This window comes from Pseudalkalibacillus salsuginis (assembly GCF_021646685.1).
In the GTDB taxonomy this organism is placed as follows: Bacteria; Bacillota; Bacilli; order Bacillales; family Fictibacillaceae; genus Pseudalkalibacillus; species Pseudalkalibacillus salsuginis.
This window is the reverse complement of sequence record NZ_JAKJHW010000011.1, coordinates 35496-52789: the sequence shown is the minus strand read 5'-3', so window position 1 is coordinate 52789 and position 17294 is coordinate 35496. Positions and strand designations below refer to the sequence as shown.

General features: G+C 42.3%; 13 protein-coding genes and 2 pseudogenes. 4 read left to right on the top strand and 11 right to left on the bottom strand.

Annotated elements, in window-relative coordinates:
* Positions 1-6: 6 nt before the first annotated feature.
* From L1611_RS18865 to L1611_RS18855, 3 genes and pseudogenes are all read right to left on the bottom strand, one after another.
* Positions 7-288, bottom strand: a complete 282-nt coding sequence (locus L1611_RS18865; RefSeq protein WP_236315262.1) for a hypothetical protein — start codon at positions 286-288, stop codon at positions 7-9.
* Positions 289-343: 55 nt separating this feature from the next.
* A complete protein-coding gene (locus L1611_RS18860) occupies positions 344-1582 on the bottom strand; it encodes a hypothetical protein (protein ID WP_236315261.1) in 1239 nt (412 codons plus the stop codon).
* Positions 1569-2120 (bottom strand): annotated as a pseudogene (locus L1611_RS18855) (RNA polymerase sigma factor SigX); the annotation flags it as partial. The pseudogene L1611_RS18855 and the gene L1611_RS18860, both read right to left, overlap by 14 nt.
* Before the next feature lie 161 nt (positions 2121-2281).
* On the opposite strand from L1611_RS18855, the gene L1611_RS18850 reads away from it, so the two are divergent.
* Complete coding sequence (locus tag L1611_RS18850) at positions 2282-3610, top strand: methyl-accepting chemotaxis protein (RefSeq protein ID WP_236315259.1); 1329 nt, start codon at positions 2282-2284, stop codon at positions 3608-3610.
* A gap of 650 nt (positions 3611-4260) precedes the next feature.
* Positions 4261-4599 (top strand): DUF3905 domain-containing protein, encoded by a 339-nt coding sequence (locus L1611_RS18845; RefSeq protein ID WP_236315258.1) that lies wholly within the window; start codon positions 4261-4263, stop codon positions 4597-4599.
* Positions 4600-5161: 562 nt separating this feature from the next.
* Here the strand turns inward: L1611_RS18845 and cphA are convergent.
* The 3 genes from cphA to L1611_RS18830 form a co-directional block, all read right to left on the bottom strand.
* A complete protein-coding gene (gene cphA / locus L1611_RS18840; RefSeq protein WP_236315257.1) occupies positions 5162-7798 on the bottom strand; it encodes a cyanophycin synthetase in 2637 nt (878 codons plus the stop codon).
* Complete coding sequence (locus L1611_RS18835) at positions 7795-8619, bottom strand: cyanophycinase (protein WP_236315256.1); 825 nt, start codon at positions 8617-8619, stop codon at positions 7795-7797. The genes cphA and L1611_RS18835 overlap by 4 nt, the downstream gene beginning before the upstream one ends.
* 154 nt (positions 8620-8773) lie before the next feature.
* A complete protein-coding gene (locus L1611_RS18830; protein WP_236315255.1) occupies positions 8774-10171 on the bottom strand; it encodes a hypothetical protein in 1398 nt (465 codons plus the stop codon).
* A gap of 99 nt (positions 10172-10270) precedes the next feature.
* On the opposite strand from L1611_RS18830, the gene L1611_RS18825 reads away from it, so the two are divergent.
* Entirely contained in the window at positions 10271-10774 is a 504-nt protein-coding gene (locus tag L1611_RS18825) for a hypothetical protein (protein ID WP_236315254.1), read from the top strand.
* A 425-nt stretch (positions 10775-11199) separates the two neighbouring features.
* Here the strand turns inward: L1611_RS18825 and nadE are convergent, their stop codons facing one another.
* The gene (gene nadE, locus L1611_RS18820; protein ID WP_225066408.1) at positions 11200-12033 is read right to left on the bottom strand and encodes an ammonia-dependent NAD(+) synthetase; all 834 of its coding nucleotides are present in this window, start codon (positions 12031-12033) and stop codon (positions 11200-11202) included.
* Positions 12034-12294: 261 nt separating this feature from the next.
* On the opposite strand from nadE, the gene L1611_RS21000 reads away from it, so the two are divergent.
* A complete protein-coding gene (locus L1611_RS21000) occupies positions 12295-12378 on the top strand; it encodes a putative holin-like toxin (RefSeq protein ID WP_225066452.1) in 84 nt (27 codons plus the stop codon).
* 406 nt (positions 12379-12784) lie between these two features.
* Here L1611_RS21000 and L1611_RS18815 read toward each other — a convergent pair whose 3' ends face one another.
* The 4 genes and pseudogenes from L1611_RS18815 to L1611_RS18800 all read right to left on the bottom strand — a co-directional run bounded on the left by L1611_RS18815 (position 12785) and on the right by L1611_RS18800 (position 17193).
* Complete coding sequence (locus L1611_RS18815) at positions 12785-14911, bottom strand: heavy metal translocating P-type ATPase (RefSeq protein WP_407681751.1); 2127 nt, start codon at positions 14909-14911, stop codon at positions 12785-12787.
* Positions 14898-15272, bottom strand: coding sequence for an ArsR/SmtB family transcription factor (locus L1611_RS18810; protein WP_236315253.1), 375 nt, complete (start codon positions 15270-15272; stop codon positions 14898-14900). Before L1611_RS18810 ends, L1611_RS18815 begins: the two co-directional genes overlap by 14 nt.
* Positions 15273-15559: 287 nt before the next feature.
* Positions 15560-16133: pseudogene (locus tag L1611_RS18805) on the bottom strand (histidine phosphatase family protein).
* A gap of 247 nt (positions 16134-16380) precedes the next feature.
* A complete protein-coding gene (locus L1611_RS18800; RefSeq protein WP_236315252.1) occupies positions 16381-17193 on the bottom strand; it encodes an SDR family oxidoreductase in 813 nt (270 codons plus the stop codon).
* Positions 17194-17294: the final 101 nt, after the last annotated feature.

Here is a 17294-nt window from a genome sequence, read left to right as displayed (position 1 = left end):
ATATATTCAGCCTCTTTCTTTTTGCGTTGGATCTACCTGGATGGGAACATCGCTCATATCCCGTATCATTGCCCAATCCCACGGTTTATCTACTCTTAAAGAAAAGTGATAACGCCCTGACATGCCACGAAGGTCACTGGAAGTCCGACGAGGAGGCTCGAACCAAACAAAGTTCGGTTCTGCGTGGGTAAACCCTTCGATCTCAGCCAATGTGTCGACCGTCTCAGGAGGACTGAACTGATCCAAGTGGTCGTACGGTGGAGCAAGGCATTTCTTCACCGCAACCAAAATTTTATACTTTCTTATCCTTATACAAAAACAGCTGCCCGATGACAGCTGTCTTTTATTTTGAAATCACATTCGGTGCTTTCAGAACAGGAATCGGTTCCGCCAGGTTATAGGGCCCAACTTCTTTTGTATCCGAACCGAGAATTTGCACATATTCGAAGCCAAACTGGCCTGATGTCAACAACATGGCTTCAATCATTGCGATGTACATCATGTTGTTTTCAAGCCTTGATCCTTCAACAAGCTCAACTGATACAGTCTTTTCATTTTTATTTACCTCTTTAATGAAGACGCTAGGTTGGATGGCCTCTTCATGCCCCAACCTGCTTGTATCGATTTTTATTGTCCTGATGTTTTCCTCCAATGATGATCCATCTATTGACTCGTCCGCTCTGGTACCTTCTACAAGAAGAAGTGTACCGTTATCTGTCAATAAAGTGCTGACGCCTTTTGGTGATTCAATCTCCACCATATCCTGTGGTCCGATATGAGGGAAGTCATAACCTGGCTCCCCGCTCGTTTTAAAAACGATTTTCTCATATCCGAGGTTAAAGGCGGTGTAGTTCACAGTATCCATAAACATACGCTCACCCGTCCCCCCCTGGATCACTCCCGGTTTGATATCTACGATCAGCGTTTTCTTTTCCAGATCATCTGAAACTTTGACCTTATCACCCTCATGGAATACCGTTTCCAGAACACCTAATTTATCCGGGTTGATCATTTGGAACGCCTGTTGTAGCGCCTCGATTTTTGGCAATTCCTTATCCGCCAAATAACTGACTGGCACTACGCCTTCTGCCCGGGAATCCGTATAATAGACAGTGACCACCTGCTTGTCTTGTGGTACTTCCACCACCCCTGAATGATAGGTGACATTATGGCTTTCATAAGCTTTTGGTTCAATCTCACTTTCTGCAGATGGTTCTGCTTTGAGCGATGTCCCTTCTGATCCAGAAGCTGGTGGTATAGGTTCTTCGGGGATTTTTTGTATTTCCGTAGGCTCATTTCCTGGCTCTGATGGGGAACCTGATGATTTTTGTCCCGTTTCGCTTCCCGGTTTCTTGAGCACTGTTTCTTGGAGGACAACCGGTGAAATGATGGCAGCTATGATCAGGACACAGGCTGCAGCAAGCATCGGCATGATGCGGAAAGGCTTCCGTTTCGTTTTTTTTGAATCAATTCGCTTTTCAATCTTCGCAAACAACTCTTCTTTTTTTTGCCGGTCCTCAATAGCAGGAAAATCACGGAGTATTTGAATGATTTTTTCTTCGTTCCATTTAGACTGTCCCATTTGACAATTCTTCCTCCTTCCTGCTGTCATCAAGAATGGTTTTCAACGTTTTCAGTGTCCTGTGTTGCACGGTTTTCACCTTTCCTTCGGACCAACCCATGATGGCTGCCGATTCTTTTATACTAAAACCATGAATGTATCGTAATAAGATCAATTGTCGGTGATCTTCCTTACATTGAGATAATGCATCATACATTTGTTTGAAGGATTCATTCTGTTCAAGAATCTCATCCGGTAATTTGTCAGGATGGATCAGTTGATTCTCTCTCTCTTCTATATCGAATGAGCCTACTACTGTTTTTCTCTGTCTTTTCTGCTTTCTCATATAGTCGATCGCTACATTTCGCGCGATTGAAAACAACCATGTTTTTTCGCTGCTATCCCCTTTGAACTTGTCATAGGAGTTTATCACCTTGATATAAACGTCTTGAACGAGTTCTTCTGCTGTATCTCGATCTCTTAACATATATACGAGAAATTGAAACAGCGATTGGTGATAGTCCACATATAACCGGTTAAATATATGCTCCATCACGGCTTTCTCCCCCTCTTATTATTAATAGTCGATTTTCACCCGGAAAAGTTTCAAAGACGAATAAAGTATTCATTAGCTGAAAGATGGTGTCAAAGTTTTCCGAAAAGTGTCGATATTATATGTAGAATGAACTGGCTTATTTATTTGAAATGGAGGAACATAAAATGTCCACAAAAAGCTCTGTCCTAACCAACACCGTTTCATCCTTCAAATTTCAACGTTCGTTGAAAAGTGTCGGCGTTAAACTCTTTCTTGTATTGCTTATCAGTTTGCTCATCAGCATACCTATCTCGACATTCCTGAATGGTCTGATCTCTGGGTTGATCGATGATCTTCCTGTAATTGTCGCTTTTGTTCTCAATACGATCGTAAGCCTTGCCGTTACTTCCTTCCTTATCATGCTAGCCGTGCGCCTGCTCATCTTGAATCCTTTATATGAAGCCGTACGAACGATGAAAAAGGTAGCGAATGGTGATTTAAGGACAAAGCTTGAGATTCATACCAAGGATGAATTTGGACAGCTTGCAGCTGCTTTTAATCGAATGACCGATAATTTAAGGGCACTTATAGAAGATGTCAGGACAAACAGCGATCAAGTTGTCGATACGTCAAAACAATTTATCGACCAAGTCCAATTGACGACCGCATCTTCAAAGGAAATCAATACGATGCTAAGAGAAGTGGCAACTGGTACCGATACACAATTAAGCGGTGCAGAACAAACGGCTCAGATCATGGATGAAATGACGACTGGAATCCATCGTATCGCTGAATCAGCTTCTGTTGTCGCAGAAATGTCAAATAAAGCTACAGAAGAAGTTGATTCTGGTAAGACATTCATTATAAAAGTACGGGAACAGATGGATGCGATCGACTCTGTCACAGACAACGTAGCAGACGAAATCCAGCAGCTCAGCTCTCAATCGAAGGAAATCAACCAGATTGTCAATGTCATCACGGAGATCGCTAATCAGACGAACCTCCTCGCATTGAATGCGGCCATTGAGGCTGCCCGTGCCGGTGAACATGGAAAAGGATTCGCTGTCGTAGCGAAAGAAGTTCAAAAGCTTGCAGAACAATCAGAACGATCCGCTTCCCAAATATCAGAACTCGTCAAACGAATTCAAACCCACACACAACAGACGGTCTCAGTAATGAACAACGGCAAGAAAGAAGTAGCGAATGGCACCCATGTGATTGGTGATGCTGAACAATCATTTGAAAAAATCGCCACACTCATTGAAGAGGTTGCCGGCCAAATTCAAGATGTCTCTGCTTCTGTCGAAGAAATTTCAGCGAGCTCCGAGCAAGTGCATTCATCAACATCTGAAACGGCACGAATCGCAAGAGAATCTGCAGAACGTACCCAGCAGGTATCTGTGACCACCGATCAACAACTGGAAACGATGGTGGAAGTCAACAACCAAGCGGACTCGTTAACGAGGACAGCCCAAGCCCTGTTGAAGTCCATTCAATCATTCAAGTTGAAATAGAAAGGTCCGAAAACGCACTCTGAAGGTCCAATTGCGGACCTTCTTTTTATATTTCGAGTCGTTTATTTTGCTATAAAACCCCAATTATTACATTTTATCCAGACAAAAGGGTTTCTTCCATTATCGCATACTCGTACTAATAATTGGTAACTGATAAGGAAAACCAAGATGGTCGGGAAAGGAATTTTGTGATGAAGAAATTGTTTCAAAAATGGATGAACTCTTCTCAACAAACTGAAAAGAACCTAAAACCCTTTCTGATCTCATTGACATGGCATCCAGCTCAAAAGATTTTGTGCGCTATAAGATAAAAAAAGAAACCGGGACCACCTATATATCCTACATCAAGACACTAATTGATATGGATACTTTACATCGGGATATCCTTCCATATATCCAGCATGAAAAACAAAAGAATTTGGAGGATTTGGAAGGAAGCATTCCAATCGATAATATCCTCCAGAAATAAAAGAAAAACTGCTTTCTGGTTATATAATTTTACAGTTCAAGCCGTAGCAATATCCCGACCTGATATAAAAGTGATATTCCAAACTAATATTACAGAATCCGGTATAATCCGTTGAAGGTATCAACATAAAAAAACAGAGGTTGTTTACAATAAGGGTATCCTCTTTAGGAGGTGTCATTAAATGGATCGTAAAAAAGAAAATCCATCAATTGAAGGTACGCTTCCTCATCAGGCCAATGCTCCCGTGTTTGAAAATGTTGATGAAGAGAAACGCCAGCCATTTGTCAATCAATATGGGGTGACAATTGGGGATAGTCATTATGAATCCGAAAATTCTCCACTTGAGAACTGGAGCGATGAAACCGATCCAGCAATCATGTCTGGAGATGAATGGGTCCATCCTTATAATGATATTGGTTGGAATTCAACTGAAAACCGAGAGCTTGCTGAGGAGAACCGTATACCGAAGGGCAGTCCTTTTATGCATCCTACCAAAGATGTAAGCTATGCCAGGGACTGAGCAACAATAAAGAGGTTGACCAAAAAAATGCCCATGGAGAAATTCTCCGTGGGTTTCCTTTGTTGCAACTGGAGGCCCGTTCTATTGTTGACAGAGGATAAATATTCCGCTGTTGGTGCCATGTGTATTCAACCAAAACTAGTGGACACATACTGCTTTATTTGGGGTCTTGCACAGTAGAATGCCAATGTATTTTTCTAGACCATGGCTTTTTTGTCCAGGTTCGTATAGATTGTTGTTTTAGAATTGGGAAAATACTCAGCGAAAGAAAATCGGAAGCGATCCGCCAAGTGACGTAGGTCACTTTTTTTATCCTCTTGCTCTTGCCAGCATTCAATTAACAGCAAACTTTTAGAAAACAGCCTTTGTTTAAATAAGTTCCCCTGTGTCTGCGAATCCGACACATAATCATCAAAATCCATTAAACGGCATTGAGCCACATAGTCATCTTTCAATTTGTTGACCGATGCAAGAGAAAAAGTCAGGCTTACCCTACACTTCAAGCTTACATTTAAAATTGAATGCAAATCTTTGTATAGGGGTGCCTGACGTTTATTACACATTACAATGAAGAGGTTTTGCGGTATCGGTTCATAAGCTCGGAGCGTCTCTGTTTATACTCTTTGAAGAAGTTTTCTACCGAGCTGAAAGAATCATAAAGGAACAATAGCAAGTCACCGGGGCGTGAGGTCTCCCAGGCTTTATGGAACGCTTGCTGTTCCTTAAGCTCGATGATCCGGCAGCTAGATGGGAGCTGCTTGGCCAGCACTTGATCCATGATGGCAGCAACTTCTTTCGGTTTCCTTCCACGTAAGTCCCCATCTTCCTTTATGACGACAATATCGGTTTCCTTGCCGATGATTTCTGCCATATTGCGGATGTCTTCATTCAAACGATCCCCAGGGGATGAAACAGCAGTGATCAGCCGCTCGCACGGGATTGCCTTGAGTGTATTATAAATCGCTTTGAGTCCTGCTGTGTTATGGGCATAGTCAACGACGATCGTCCTGCCATCTTGATCGACTTTATTGAAGCGCCCAGGACTTTGCAGGAAGTCTGGAAAGAAAGTGAGAACCTTCTTGCGTAACATTTTGTATGAAACACCAAGTAAATGCGCAGAAGCTAAGGCTTGAAGCAAGTTGCTTATATTATGTTTCGCATATCCGTTGAACGTGATCGGGATTTCAGCATACTTCATAAACCGTTCGGACTTGCCCTCCTTCTCGTGGACAATCCAATCGCCTTGCACATACCAGCATTCCTGATTAGCTGAGCGGTGGTTTTGCAAATAAGCATTCTTTTCATCCAATGAAGTGAATACGACCGACCCGTCCGTATATTCCTTCATTTCGGCCACAGCCGCATCGTCAGCATTCAAAATACAATATCCATCTGGATGGACAACCTCTGGAATCAACCGTTTCAATTTACAAAGTTCATCGAGAGTCTCGATCCCATCCAGGCCTAAATGGTCCTCTGAAACGTTCGTTACGATTCCCACATCGCAAAAACGAAAGGCTGTCCCTTCTCGAAGCATTCCTCCTCTAGCCGTTTCAAGAACAGCGGCATCCACTTCAGGATGGTGGAGGACTTTCCTGGCACTGACAGGACCGCTGCAATCACCCTTATCGATACAACGATTGCCAATATAAACTCCATCTGAATGCGCCATTCCTACCGTCTTTCCTTTTTGTTGCAGAAAGTGTGAGATTAGCCTCACTGTCGTTGTCTTTCCGTTTGTTCCTGTTACAGCAACTGTTGGAATAGCCGCTTCCTCCCGATTTTTAAAAAGGTAATCGACAATAGCACCGCCGACATCCCTTGGCGTACCTGCACTAGGATAATGATGCATCCGGATCCCCGGAGCCGCGTTCACTTCGAGGACTGCAGCACATCCTGGTCTGTAAGCAGCCGTAATATCTTGAATGATCATATCGATCCCTGCAATATCCAATCCGATTGCTCGGGCTGACCTTTCTGCAATCTCTTTGTAAGAACGGTGTATTTTATCAGTTACATCAATCGCTAATCCACCCGTCGATAGATTGGCATTCCCCAGCAGTTGAACAGTCTGCCCTTCATCAAGTACGGTTTCAAGATTCAAATTCGTTTGGCGGAGATAATTTTCAACAGAATCATTGATCGGTATTTTCGTCATCGGTTTTTCATGGCCTTCACCACGTAACGGATTTTCGTTCTCTCTTTCAATCAACACCTTTATCGAGTCGTGACCGTTGCCGACGACAAAAGGCGGAAGGCGTAAACTGACTGCAGCAAGCTGGCCGTCCACAACAGTAAACCGATAATCGTCACCTGTATAATAACGCTCTAGAATGGCTTTTTCTTCATTCTTATGTTGTTTATAGGCAGCAACCAGCTCTTTTTGAGAACGTAAATTCGTCCAGACACCTTGCCCTTGATGGCCATCCACAGGCTTTATGACAAGGGGATAACTGAGACGCTCTGCCTCCTCGAGCAGTTCAGATTCAGATGATATGACACAGCCTTCTGGAACCGGAAGGCAAACATCCTGTAAGATCGATTTTGTCATCACCTTATCACAAGCATATTCCACTGCTAAAAAGGATGCTTGGCTGGACATTGTTGCTTCCATACGTTTTTGCTTTCTACCAGTGCCCAGCCGCAGGATACTTTCATCCCCGATTTGCTCGACTGGAATTTTACGTTCATACGCTGCTTTGAAAATCGCTTCTGTACTTGGGCCCAATTTATTTTCATAGTAAAGCTTTTCAATTTTTTTCACATAAGGAGCACTCGAGACAGTTTGTCCTTCGAGAAGATGATTGACGATTTCCATCGCTGCTTTAAAGGCATATAATCCAGACTCTTTTTCCTCGTAACGATAGGTGACATAATAGATGCCAACGTGCTCACTTGTAATCGTCTTTCCTCTTTTCACACTAATACCGGCAAGCGATTGAAGTTCGATCGCCACATGTTCGAGGATATGTCCCATCCACGTTCCTTCGCGTAACCGCTCAACAAAGCCGCCTTCATACCCCAGTGAACAAGAATGCGTTTTCAATGTAGGCATGACTTCTAACAACCTGTCTGTAAAACCAGGAATTGTATTGGACGGCATATCTTCAAGTTCTTCAATATCTAACTCAAGCCAAATGGTCGGTTTATAACTATAATAGTTTGGCCCAGAAAGAAACTTAACTTTATTGATTTTCATTGGGCAGATCCCTTCTCTTTCTTGATTAACTTACGGTTCTCCAAGTCAAATTGATAGCCTTTTGCAATCGAGTGCAGTTGTACACCTGTGATCGTCACTTCATCACTCTCAGCTTCATCTGCAATATCGACAAACGATAGTTTGCAACCATCTATTACGGTTACTGAATGTTCACCAATAACTTCAAAATACTGGCCGCCATCCTTCACCCAGATGGCTGTGTTTTCATCAATTCCGACTCCGATAACCTGGGGGTTTTGCGCAATTGCGTATAGCAGACGACCAAAGCGGGCTCTTTGTGAAAAGTGTTGGTCGATGACGACGTCTTCAAGAAATCCGAAGCCTACTCCTATTTCTACGTTGATCTTGTCATGTTTCAGTTTCGTTTTTCCTGAAACGATCATATGCCTGCTCATGATAGCAGCACCCGCACTTGTCCCTGCAATGATCATTCCATTTTGCCAAGCTTTTTGCATTTCTTTAAAAAAAGCTGTTCCTCCTATGATGCTCGAAAGCCTATTCTGGTCTCCGCCAGTCATGAATAATGCTGATAGACCATTGACTTGATTTGTAAACGAGCCATCATCAGCTTTTTCACGGGTATCAATATGTAATAGATCAACCTTAGAGGCTCCAAGCTTCAAGAAAATGTCTCGGTATTCACCACCGATTTCCTCTGGATATCCTGTAGGGGTCGTTAGAATGCCAATATGTCCGCCATTTGAAATCGCATCCTCCACGAAAATAGATAAGACCTCCAGATCACCTTCCTTATCTTCATTCCCGCCGATTATGAATAAATCCCCGCTCCTCTTGATCACGCTTCATCTCACCTTTAACATAAAGTGATATCTTATACCCAGTTTTTGGGCGCGCAAAACCGAAAAATCACCCACTTTTCAAAATGAGTGATTTTTACTATTTTATTCAAACTATCTTATTCTTATACACACAGGTTCGAGGAAACTATTTATTCTAAATGGATAGGATCAACATTGCGGCGATTGTCGTTACAAACAGGCCGATGATCACCGGGAACAAATTCCTCCTGGCCAGTTCAAAAGGACTGACATTGCAAATGGCCGCGGCTGGAATCAGGGCCCATGGAACAAGCGTACCTCCACCAACCCAAATGGCTGATATTTGACCGAGAGCAGTTAAAGTAGCGATACCTTTGCCTATAGCTACAGCAAACAGGCTCGCAATCGAACCTACTAATGAGATGCCTGAGAATCCCGATCCATCCAGCCCTGTTATCGAACCTACAATCGTCAATGTAATGGCTGCAATTGAATCGTGGACAGGGACACTCTGGGCTAATGCATACCCGAGATCATTCACAATTCCTTGTGATCCTTCAGGCAACAATTCTCCGAAAACGGAGGTGAAGCCGGCGTCTCCCATATAAAAAAAGGCAGCGATAGGGATCACTGGTCCAAACACTTTAAAACCGAATTGAAAACCTTCAATCATATAAGACGTAATTTTCTCCATCCCTTGATTCCGGTAACCCAACATGGCAATCAGGATCAGGATGAAAATGACCGTACCACCTATAAGTGCCGTCGCATCCCCACCCTGTAAACCGAGGGTGAACATGACCACGACATCAATCAAAAGCAGAATAGGGATCAAAACGGAAAGTAATTTCTTCGTTTGATAAGATAAAACCTCATGCTTTTCATCCTCTTGATGGAGAACCAATTCCTCCTCTGAAACACTTAATTTCCCCTTTCTCATATCCCTTTTCAGCATCCAAAATGCCACCACAGTCGTAACTGCCCCCATAATGATCACAAGCGGAACGCTCGCCGCCATGACCTCCCCTACAGGTATTCCTGCCGCATCAGCAGTCAGCTTAGGTGCACCTTGTATGATATAATCTCCAGACAATGCAATCCCGTGACCAAAGAGGTTCATCGCCATTGCCACCCCCAAAGCTGGAAGTCCGACTCTTAAAGCCACAGGTAAAAGCACAGCTCCCAATAAAGCGACTGCCGGAGATGGCCAGAAGAACCAGGATATGACCATCATTAAGATTCCGATCGTCCAATAAGCCAGTGCAGGTGTCCGGATCATTTTTGTAAAAGGTGATATCATCACTTCATTTATGCCAAGTCTTATCAAAATCCTGCTCATCGCAACGATAATCGAGATGATCAGAATAGTCCCTAAAAGTTCACGGATAGCAAAAATGAAACTGTTGAAAATTCCGCTCACTGCTATATTCAACGAACTCGAAGCAATCAATCCTAAAAGGAAAATGCCAATCACACAAATAAGTGTGGTATCCCTTCGCATGATCATGATGCCGATTATGATGAATATGAATAACAGATATACACCATGGAGCATAGTCAGCTCAATCCCCATACTTCTTCCCCCAATTGTGATATTCGTCTATAATGCAGAATATGCAATCGTCAGTGAGGAAGTGTAGGATGCAATCAAGAATGGGAGGGGATGAGCTTAATGAAAATACAATTGTTCAAGTTCTTCTACCAGATCAATGTCTGGCAGAGCATGGTGGTTGTTTGTCTGTTGTCTTCACCATGGTTCGTTTATATATTTATGATTCCGGACAACCATACAAAAGCGCTTCTATGGGCATACACGGCATTGACTTATTTTCTCCTTTCATTCCTGCTGTATATCTTTTTGCGATTGATCAGCAACTTAGGGAAAACACCGATACGCAAAAAAATAGTCACCTTTACACGGATTTTCATACGTTTCCATGTTGCGATGGCTATTTTAGGTGTCATTTCTATTCTTTTTCATATCGTTCATATGCTTAATGGAGGATGGGGACGAACCCTGCAAGGTACCTCAGGTTTCTTGGCTGTCTGTGCTTTGATCCCCTTATTGGTGACAGGGTATTTACGGAAAAAAAAGTCTTCTGGAAAACGGAGAAGATTCCATCGTTATTCGGCCTATATTTCTTTCATCTTCATCCTGATCCATATACTTTTCTAATGCTGAGCAATGATATACTTCATAAATATTGTAGAGTCAGTAAGAAAAGCGCAAACGCCCTGGTTAACCACGAAGGTCACTGGAAGTCCGACGAGGAGGCTGTCGCCGCCGCAGGAGGACTGAAGTGATCCAAGTGGTTGGGCGTTGGAGCTAGACAAGAAAAGCGCAAACGCCCTGATCAGCCATGAAGGTCACTGGAAGTCTGACGAGGAGGCTCGAACCAAACAAAGTTCAGTTCTGCGTGGGTAAACACTTCGAACTAAATCAATGTGTCGACCGCCGCAGGAGAACTGAAATGATCCAAGTGGTTGGGCGTTGGAGCTAGACATCACTTCACCGCAAACAAATTTTTTATACTTCCTTACCTTTTTAAAAAAGCTGCCTTTCGTTTCCAGGCAGCTCTTTTAGCGTTGTATAAAAAGGTTTTATTTCGAATTGTTTTTCCACCAGTCATCATAAAGGGTAACTTCCCCTTCACGCTTATGCCGTGTTTTCAGGTAATGGTTTTCGAGCGTATTCCTTGCTTCAGAATCAATCTCTTTACCCTCCAGGTAATCATCAATTTGATCATAGGTTAATCCAAGTGCTTCTTCATCAGGGAGGCCTGGTCGATCATCTTCAAGGTCAGCTGTTGGAACTTTCGTAAATAATGTTTCTGGAGCGCCTAGTTCTTCCAAGAGTCGTTTTCCTTGTCTTTTGTCAAGTCCAAAGAGGGGTGCTATGTCACATGCTCCGTCCCCATGTTTCGTAAAAAAGCCAGTCACAGCTTCTGCAGCATGGTCAGTTCCGATAACAAGCAGATTATGATGAGCTGCAAGATCATATTGGACCTTCATACGCTCACGAGCCTTCGTATTCCCTTTTAAAAAGTCGCTTAACTCTTCCCCAGTGCCTTCCCTGAATGCACGATAAGAAGCATCAACCGCCTCTTTTATATTAAAGGTCACGGTCTTATCAGGATTGATGAATTGAAGCGCCTTTTGGGCATCCTCTTCATCCTTCTGGACACCATACGGCAGTCGCATTGCAATGAACGTATATTCTTCTCCTGTTTCTTCACGTAATTGTTCAACAGCCATCTGAGCGAGCCTCCCAGCAAGGGAAGAATCCTGGCCGCCACTGATCCCCAGAACATACCCTTTCATACCGGACTCTTTCGCATATTGCTTCAGCAAATCAACACGTTGATCAATCTCTTCTCCAGGTAAAATGCTCGGTTTGACATGTAACCTCTTAATGATTTCATTTTGTAAACTCACACTTTTCCCCTCCATTATGATTATTGCTGTCTAAAGGGTACCATACCCTATTATTCCCAAACTAACGATAACTGTAACTTTTCACATACATAACCCTTGTCCCATTTTTATTCTCCCATATTAGTAGGAGGTTTGGCCGTCCTATAACTGGTCCATATGTATCATGAGAAATTTTACCAAAAGTGATAAAATTGTATAAATACGATAAGTTTCGGTACCTCAAGGACGGTCGGCACTACACTCGAAAGGGGTGGTGTACAAATGACAGTATTTCAAACGTTGATGGTTACCATCTCGTTTGCCACGTTGATTATCAGCGTATTGTCATTCCCGAATAAAAAATAGACCGTCCTTGAGCTGCACACTTTAGGCCACGGTCTACTCTAGTCAGCCGATCCCTTTGAGGGAAAAGCTTATCGTATGATACGCAGGTGTTGGCGCACCTGCGTTTTTATTTTTCTAATCTGAAAATCTTTTCTTATTATAACACCACTATCTAAGGATGTCATCGCATAAATCAACAGTTTCCGAAAATTGTCTTATTCTCTACCCTGCATTTCTTGCAATAAAACAGAATTGTGAAAAGCGTAATTTATTTGTAATATGCTTTTTGAATCTCACAGGTACATTCTATGCTTTTATTCAGGATTTAGACGATGGATTTCCCCATACATGCTATCAATCTTTTTCCCATATCCTCCACATTTCGGTTATTCCCTCATCTTGGCAATTATCCAGTAATCACTGATTGCTATTCTTTTACCTTCATCAGTCTAAGCCCATTCAGAGTCACAAGAAGGGTTGCACCCATATCAGCAAAAATGGCAATCCAAAGGGTCAACCAACCTGGTACGACAAGCAACAATGCCAATAGCTTAAGACCGAGGGAAAATGCGATATTTTGTTTAATGATGGCAAGTGTTTTTCGGCTTAACTTGATTGTATAAGGAAGCTTTCGCAGGTCGTCACCCATCATGACGATATCCGCTGTTTCTATAGCTGTATCGGTCCCGGCACCTCCCATTGCGATCCCGACTGTGGAGGCTGCAAGTGCTGGAGCGTCGTTTATACCATCACCGACCATTGCTACCTTCCCGTACCGTTGTTCATATGCTTTGATATAGTTTAGTTTTTCTTCTGGTAACAACTCGGATTTCACCGTTGAGATTCCCATTTTCTCCGCGATACTTTTTGCTGTCAGCTGATGGTCACCTGTCAACATGATCGTATTTTTGATATTCAGATCATGTAGAGCTTTCACGACGTCACCACTTTCATCCCGAATCGTGTCTGCTGCGGCAATGATCGCGATCACAGATTCCTCAGTACCGATTGCCAGTACTGTTTTCCCTTCATTCCTGAGCCGACTTATAACTTCGATTGTTTCCTCTTGAAGGGTCAATTGCAATTCATCGGTAAATAACACAAGGCTTCCTGCATAGAAAACAGTCTTATTGATTTCCCCTTTTATCCCCTTGCCGGTAATTGATCGGAAGTTCTCAACCTCTTCATCAATTTTGCCTCCACCATTTTGTTCAGCTTTCTTTAAAATGGCTGAGGCTAAGGGATGTTGCGAATGGCTTTCTAAAGCAGCGGCAATTCGTATGATCTCAGGATCTCTGTATCCAGACAAACTGATAATGTCTGTCACTTCGGGTATGCCCTTCGTTAACGTCCCTGTTTTATCAAAAGCGATCGATTTCAATTTACCCGCTTCTTCCAAGTAAACGCCACCTTTTACTAAAACGCCGTTTCGCGCAGCATTTCCTACCGCTGTTACAATAGAAACCGGAGTAGAAATCACCAGTGCACATGGGCAACCGACAACAAGAACAGCAAGCCCCTGGTAGACCCACTCACTCCAGCTACCCCCTGACAGCGGTGGAATAATCGCTACCCCGGCCGCAACTGAAATGATGGCAGGGGTATAGTATTTTGCGAATCGATCGACAAACGATTGGGAAGGGGCACGCTCTTCTTGTGCTTTCTCCACAAGATGGATGATCTTGGCTAATGTCGTGTCCTCTACCCGTTTCGTCACTTCCACTTCCAAATATCCATCTTCATTCAAAGTACCTGCGAAAGCTTCATCTCCCACAGATAAATGGACAGGGACAGATTCCCCAGTTATTGCGGATTGGTTGACGTAAGAAGAACCTTTCAGGATAATACCGTCCATCGCAAGCTTTTGACCGGGTAAAATCATCATCGTGTCCCCTACTTGAACCTCATCGACTGGGATAGTCATTTCAATACCATTCCGCCTGACAGTTGCTTCTTTCGGGGCGATTTCCATCAACCCACGTATCGACTGCCGTGCTTTATCCATTGAATAGATTTCGAGGATCTCACTGACCGCGAATAAGATGACGACCATAGCCCCTTCACCCCATTCACCGATCAAAGCAGCACCAATGATGGCGATTGTCATAAGTGTCCTCATATCGAATTCAAGCCGTATCAAGTTCTTTAAACCGGATCGGAATAATCCATATCCCCCAAGAAGAATCGCACCTGCATAAAAACCGTTGGAAAGAATCGATTCGTTTCCATTCATTAAACGAATCACCCAACCGGTCAATAATAAAAGAGCAGAAATGAAAACATTCCAATGGCGTTTCCAAATTGGCGGTCTACTCTCTTCTTCCAAGTGGTCTGGGCGGACCTTCAAGTTTTCAAAGGCACCTGCTTTTTCAATTTGATGGATTTCTGCTGTTCCTATAACTGTAAGTTTCGAGGCTGTAAAATTCACTTTTGCATCCAAAACACCATCCAGGCGTTTTACGTTCGTTTCGAACTTATTCGCACAGCTTACTCAGGTGAAACCAGAAATCCTGTAAACATGTTGTTCTGGTTCAACCACTCTAGCTTGTTCCAAGATGTTTACCCTCCTCCAAGTGGGAGAATGCTGTCTGGATGATCTCTCTAACATGGTCATCATCCAGAGAGTAATAAACGAGCTTTCCAACTTTCCGGTATTTCGCAAGCCCCATATTCCGAAGCAATCGCAGGTGATGAGAAGCGGTTGCAACTGTACAATCCACAATATTTGATACATCACATACACATAGTTCATCTTCAATCGATAAGGCATAGGCGATTTTGATTCTCGTATCATCCGCTAATGCTTTGAATATCTTCGCCGCTGACATTGTATCTTTTCCTTCTATGTCAGCCTTTATCCGTTCCACTTTTCCTTCATGGACACAGGTTACTTTACAAACATCGACCTTCGTCATTTTTTCACCTCTCAGTTTTTCATTCAAACGTTCTTTTGAATATTAGTATATCGTTCCGTCTTATATAGGTCAATGACGGAATATTATGTAGGTGTGAAATAAAGTTTGATCAAAAATCCCATGTAACCCGAAATTCTACTGCAAACAAAAAGAATCCATTTTGAAAAAAGATTGATCAAAATGGATTCCGCTTTTGATATTGACTATTTAGCTTTTATAAAAAAGTTTGATCATTTTCTGTCTGTGTTGTTCAACAATCGCGCCCTTTTCTTTAATAAGAATAGTCATTAATTCTGTACATTAACTTTATTGGTTTCCCTATAAGATAAATCCCCTTCTAATAAGATTTTATATTCATTTTCATTAAGTTCTACACTAGTTAAACTTGTATCGTGTATATAAGGGGGATCCCACAGGTTTTCAATTGTTGTGTTTTTAAAAATGGAAAATAAACATTTGATTACTACAGAGTGCGTAACGACTAAAACATTACCTGATTTATACTGATTTTTAATAAAATTTAGAAACTTAACTGCTCTCTCGTGTTTCTTCAAAAGTTTCCCCTCCAAGAGGAGTATAAAGGTGTGGTGTATTCCAGAAAGATTCAAACTCTAATGGATACATTTCTTTAATTAATGAGAGTGTTTTACCTTCCCAGTCCCCCATATTAATCTCCTTAAGGTTTTCATCGTAATATACAGGTATATCTCTAACTCCCCGTATCAACTGAGTGGTTCTTTTAGTTCTATCACTGGGACTTGAATATATCGCAGTTAATTCTATTTCTTTAAGTCTGTTTCCTAAAGATACGGCATTTTTTTCTCCATTTTCAGTAAGTTGAGAATCTAACCATCCTTGCATTCTTTTTTCTGTGTTCCACACTGTTTCTCCGTGTCTTACCACTAGACATCCCCCTACCTTAAAATCATTTACTGTAAGAATACTGGTAAAGCCAATAATTTTCCTTCCTTATTAAAGTTCGTTAATTTAAAGCAAGAAAAAAGCGATCACCTATGCAGCAATCGCGCCCTATTCTTGAATAACTCCACAACTTGCATTTGCTGGTTCGTATTATAGGGGTAAAGGAGCCTCCGTTCCCATCCACGTCTCATCGAAAGTTACTTGTAATAAACGTCATAAACTCCTCATCCGATGATTCCTTTCTCATGTTCTCTAGAAACTTTGCATCTTCTCCGACAAGATATCGAAAACGCTCTGTTTGATCTATAGCAGCCTCATAAATCGCCTTAGCCACGAGTTCCGGTGTAGAGACGTTGGTCTGAAAACTTTCCATTTGCTTTTGAAGTACCTTTTCATGATAGGTTCTATACACTTCCAAGGATTCATCCATTATCAATTCCAAGGATCGACCTGTAAAGTCCGTGGCAACGTTTCCAGGCTCTAACACTTTTACCTTAATATTTTGAGGTGCTAGTTCGTAGTAAAGTGATTCCGAAAATCCTTCAATTGCCCACTTGCTCGCATGGTAAAGGGATATAAGCGGAAAGGCAACACGTCCACCAATAGACGATATATTAATAATCATTCCTGCCTTGTTCGTTCTGAAATGGGGCAGAATGGCTTTAATTGTATTCATGACACCAAACACATTCACGTCAAATTGCTTTTTCACCTGGACATCTGTAGCAGCTTCAAAAACGCCAAATGCAGCATAACCCGCATTATTTAGCAGGACATCAATTTTACCGAAATGTTCAATTCCTTTTGTAATGGCATCTTGAATCGTTACTTTTTGCTCGACATCTAGCTTTGTCACCAAAACACGATCCAATCGATTCAATTCCGTTTCCTTCTCTGGAGACCGCATGGTGGCCACCACATTCCATCCTCGCTCTGAAAAATAGTTGGCTGTTGCTCTTCCGATACCCGAAGAAGCTCCTGTAATTAAAATCGTCTTCATCTTTATTGCCTCCCTTTTTGATTCATTACAAGAAGTATATAATACAATATAAACAAAGTAAACCAAATTGACCTTTTTTGTATAGTGTGTTTAATTTGTCG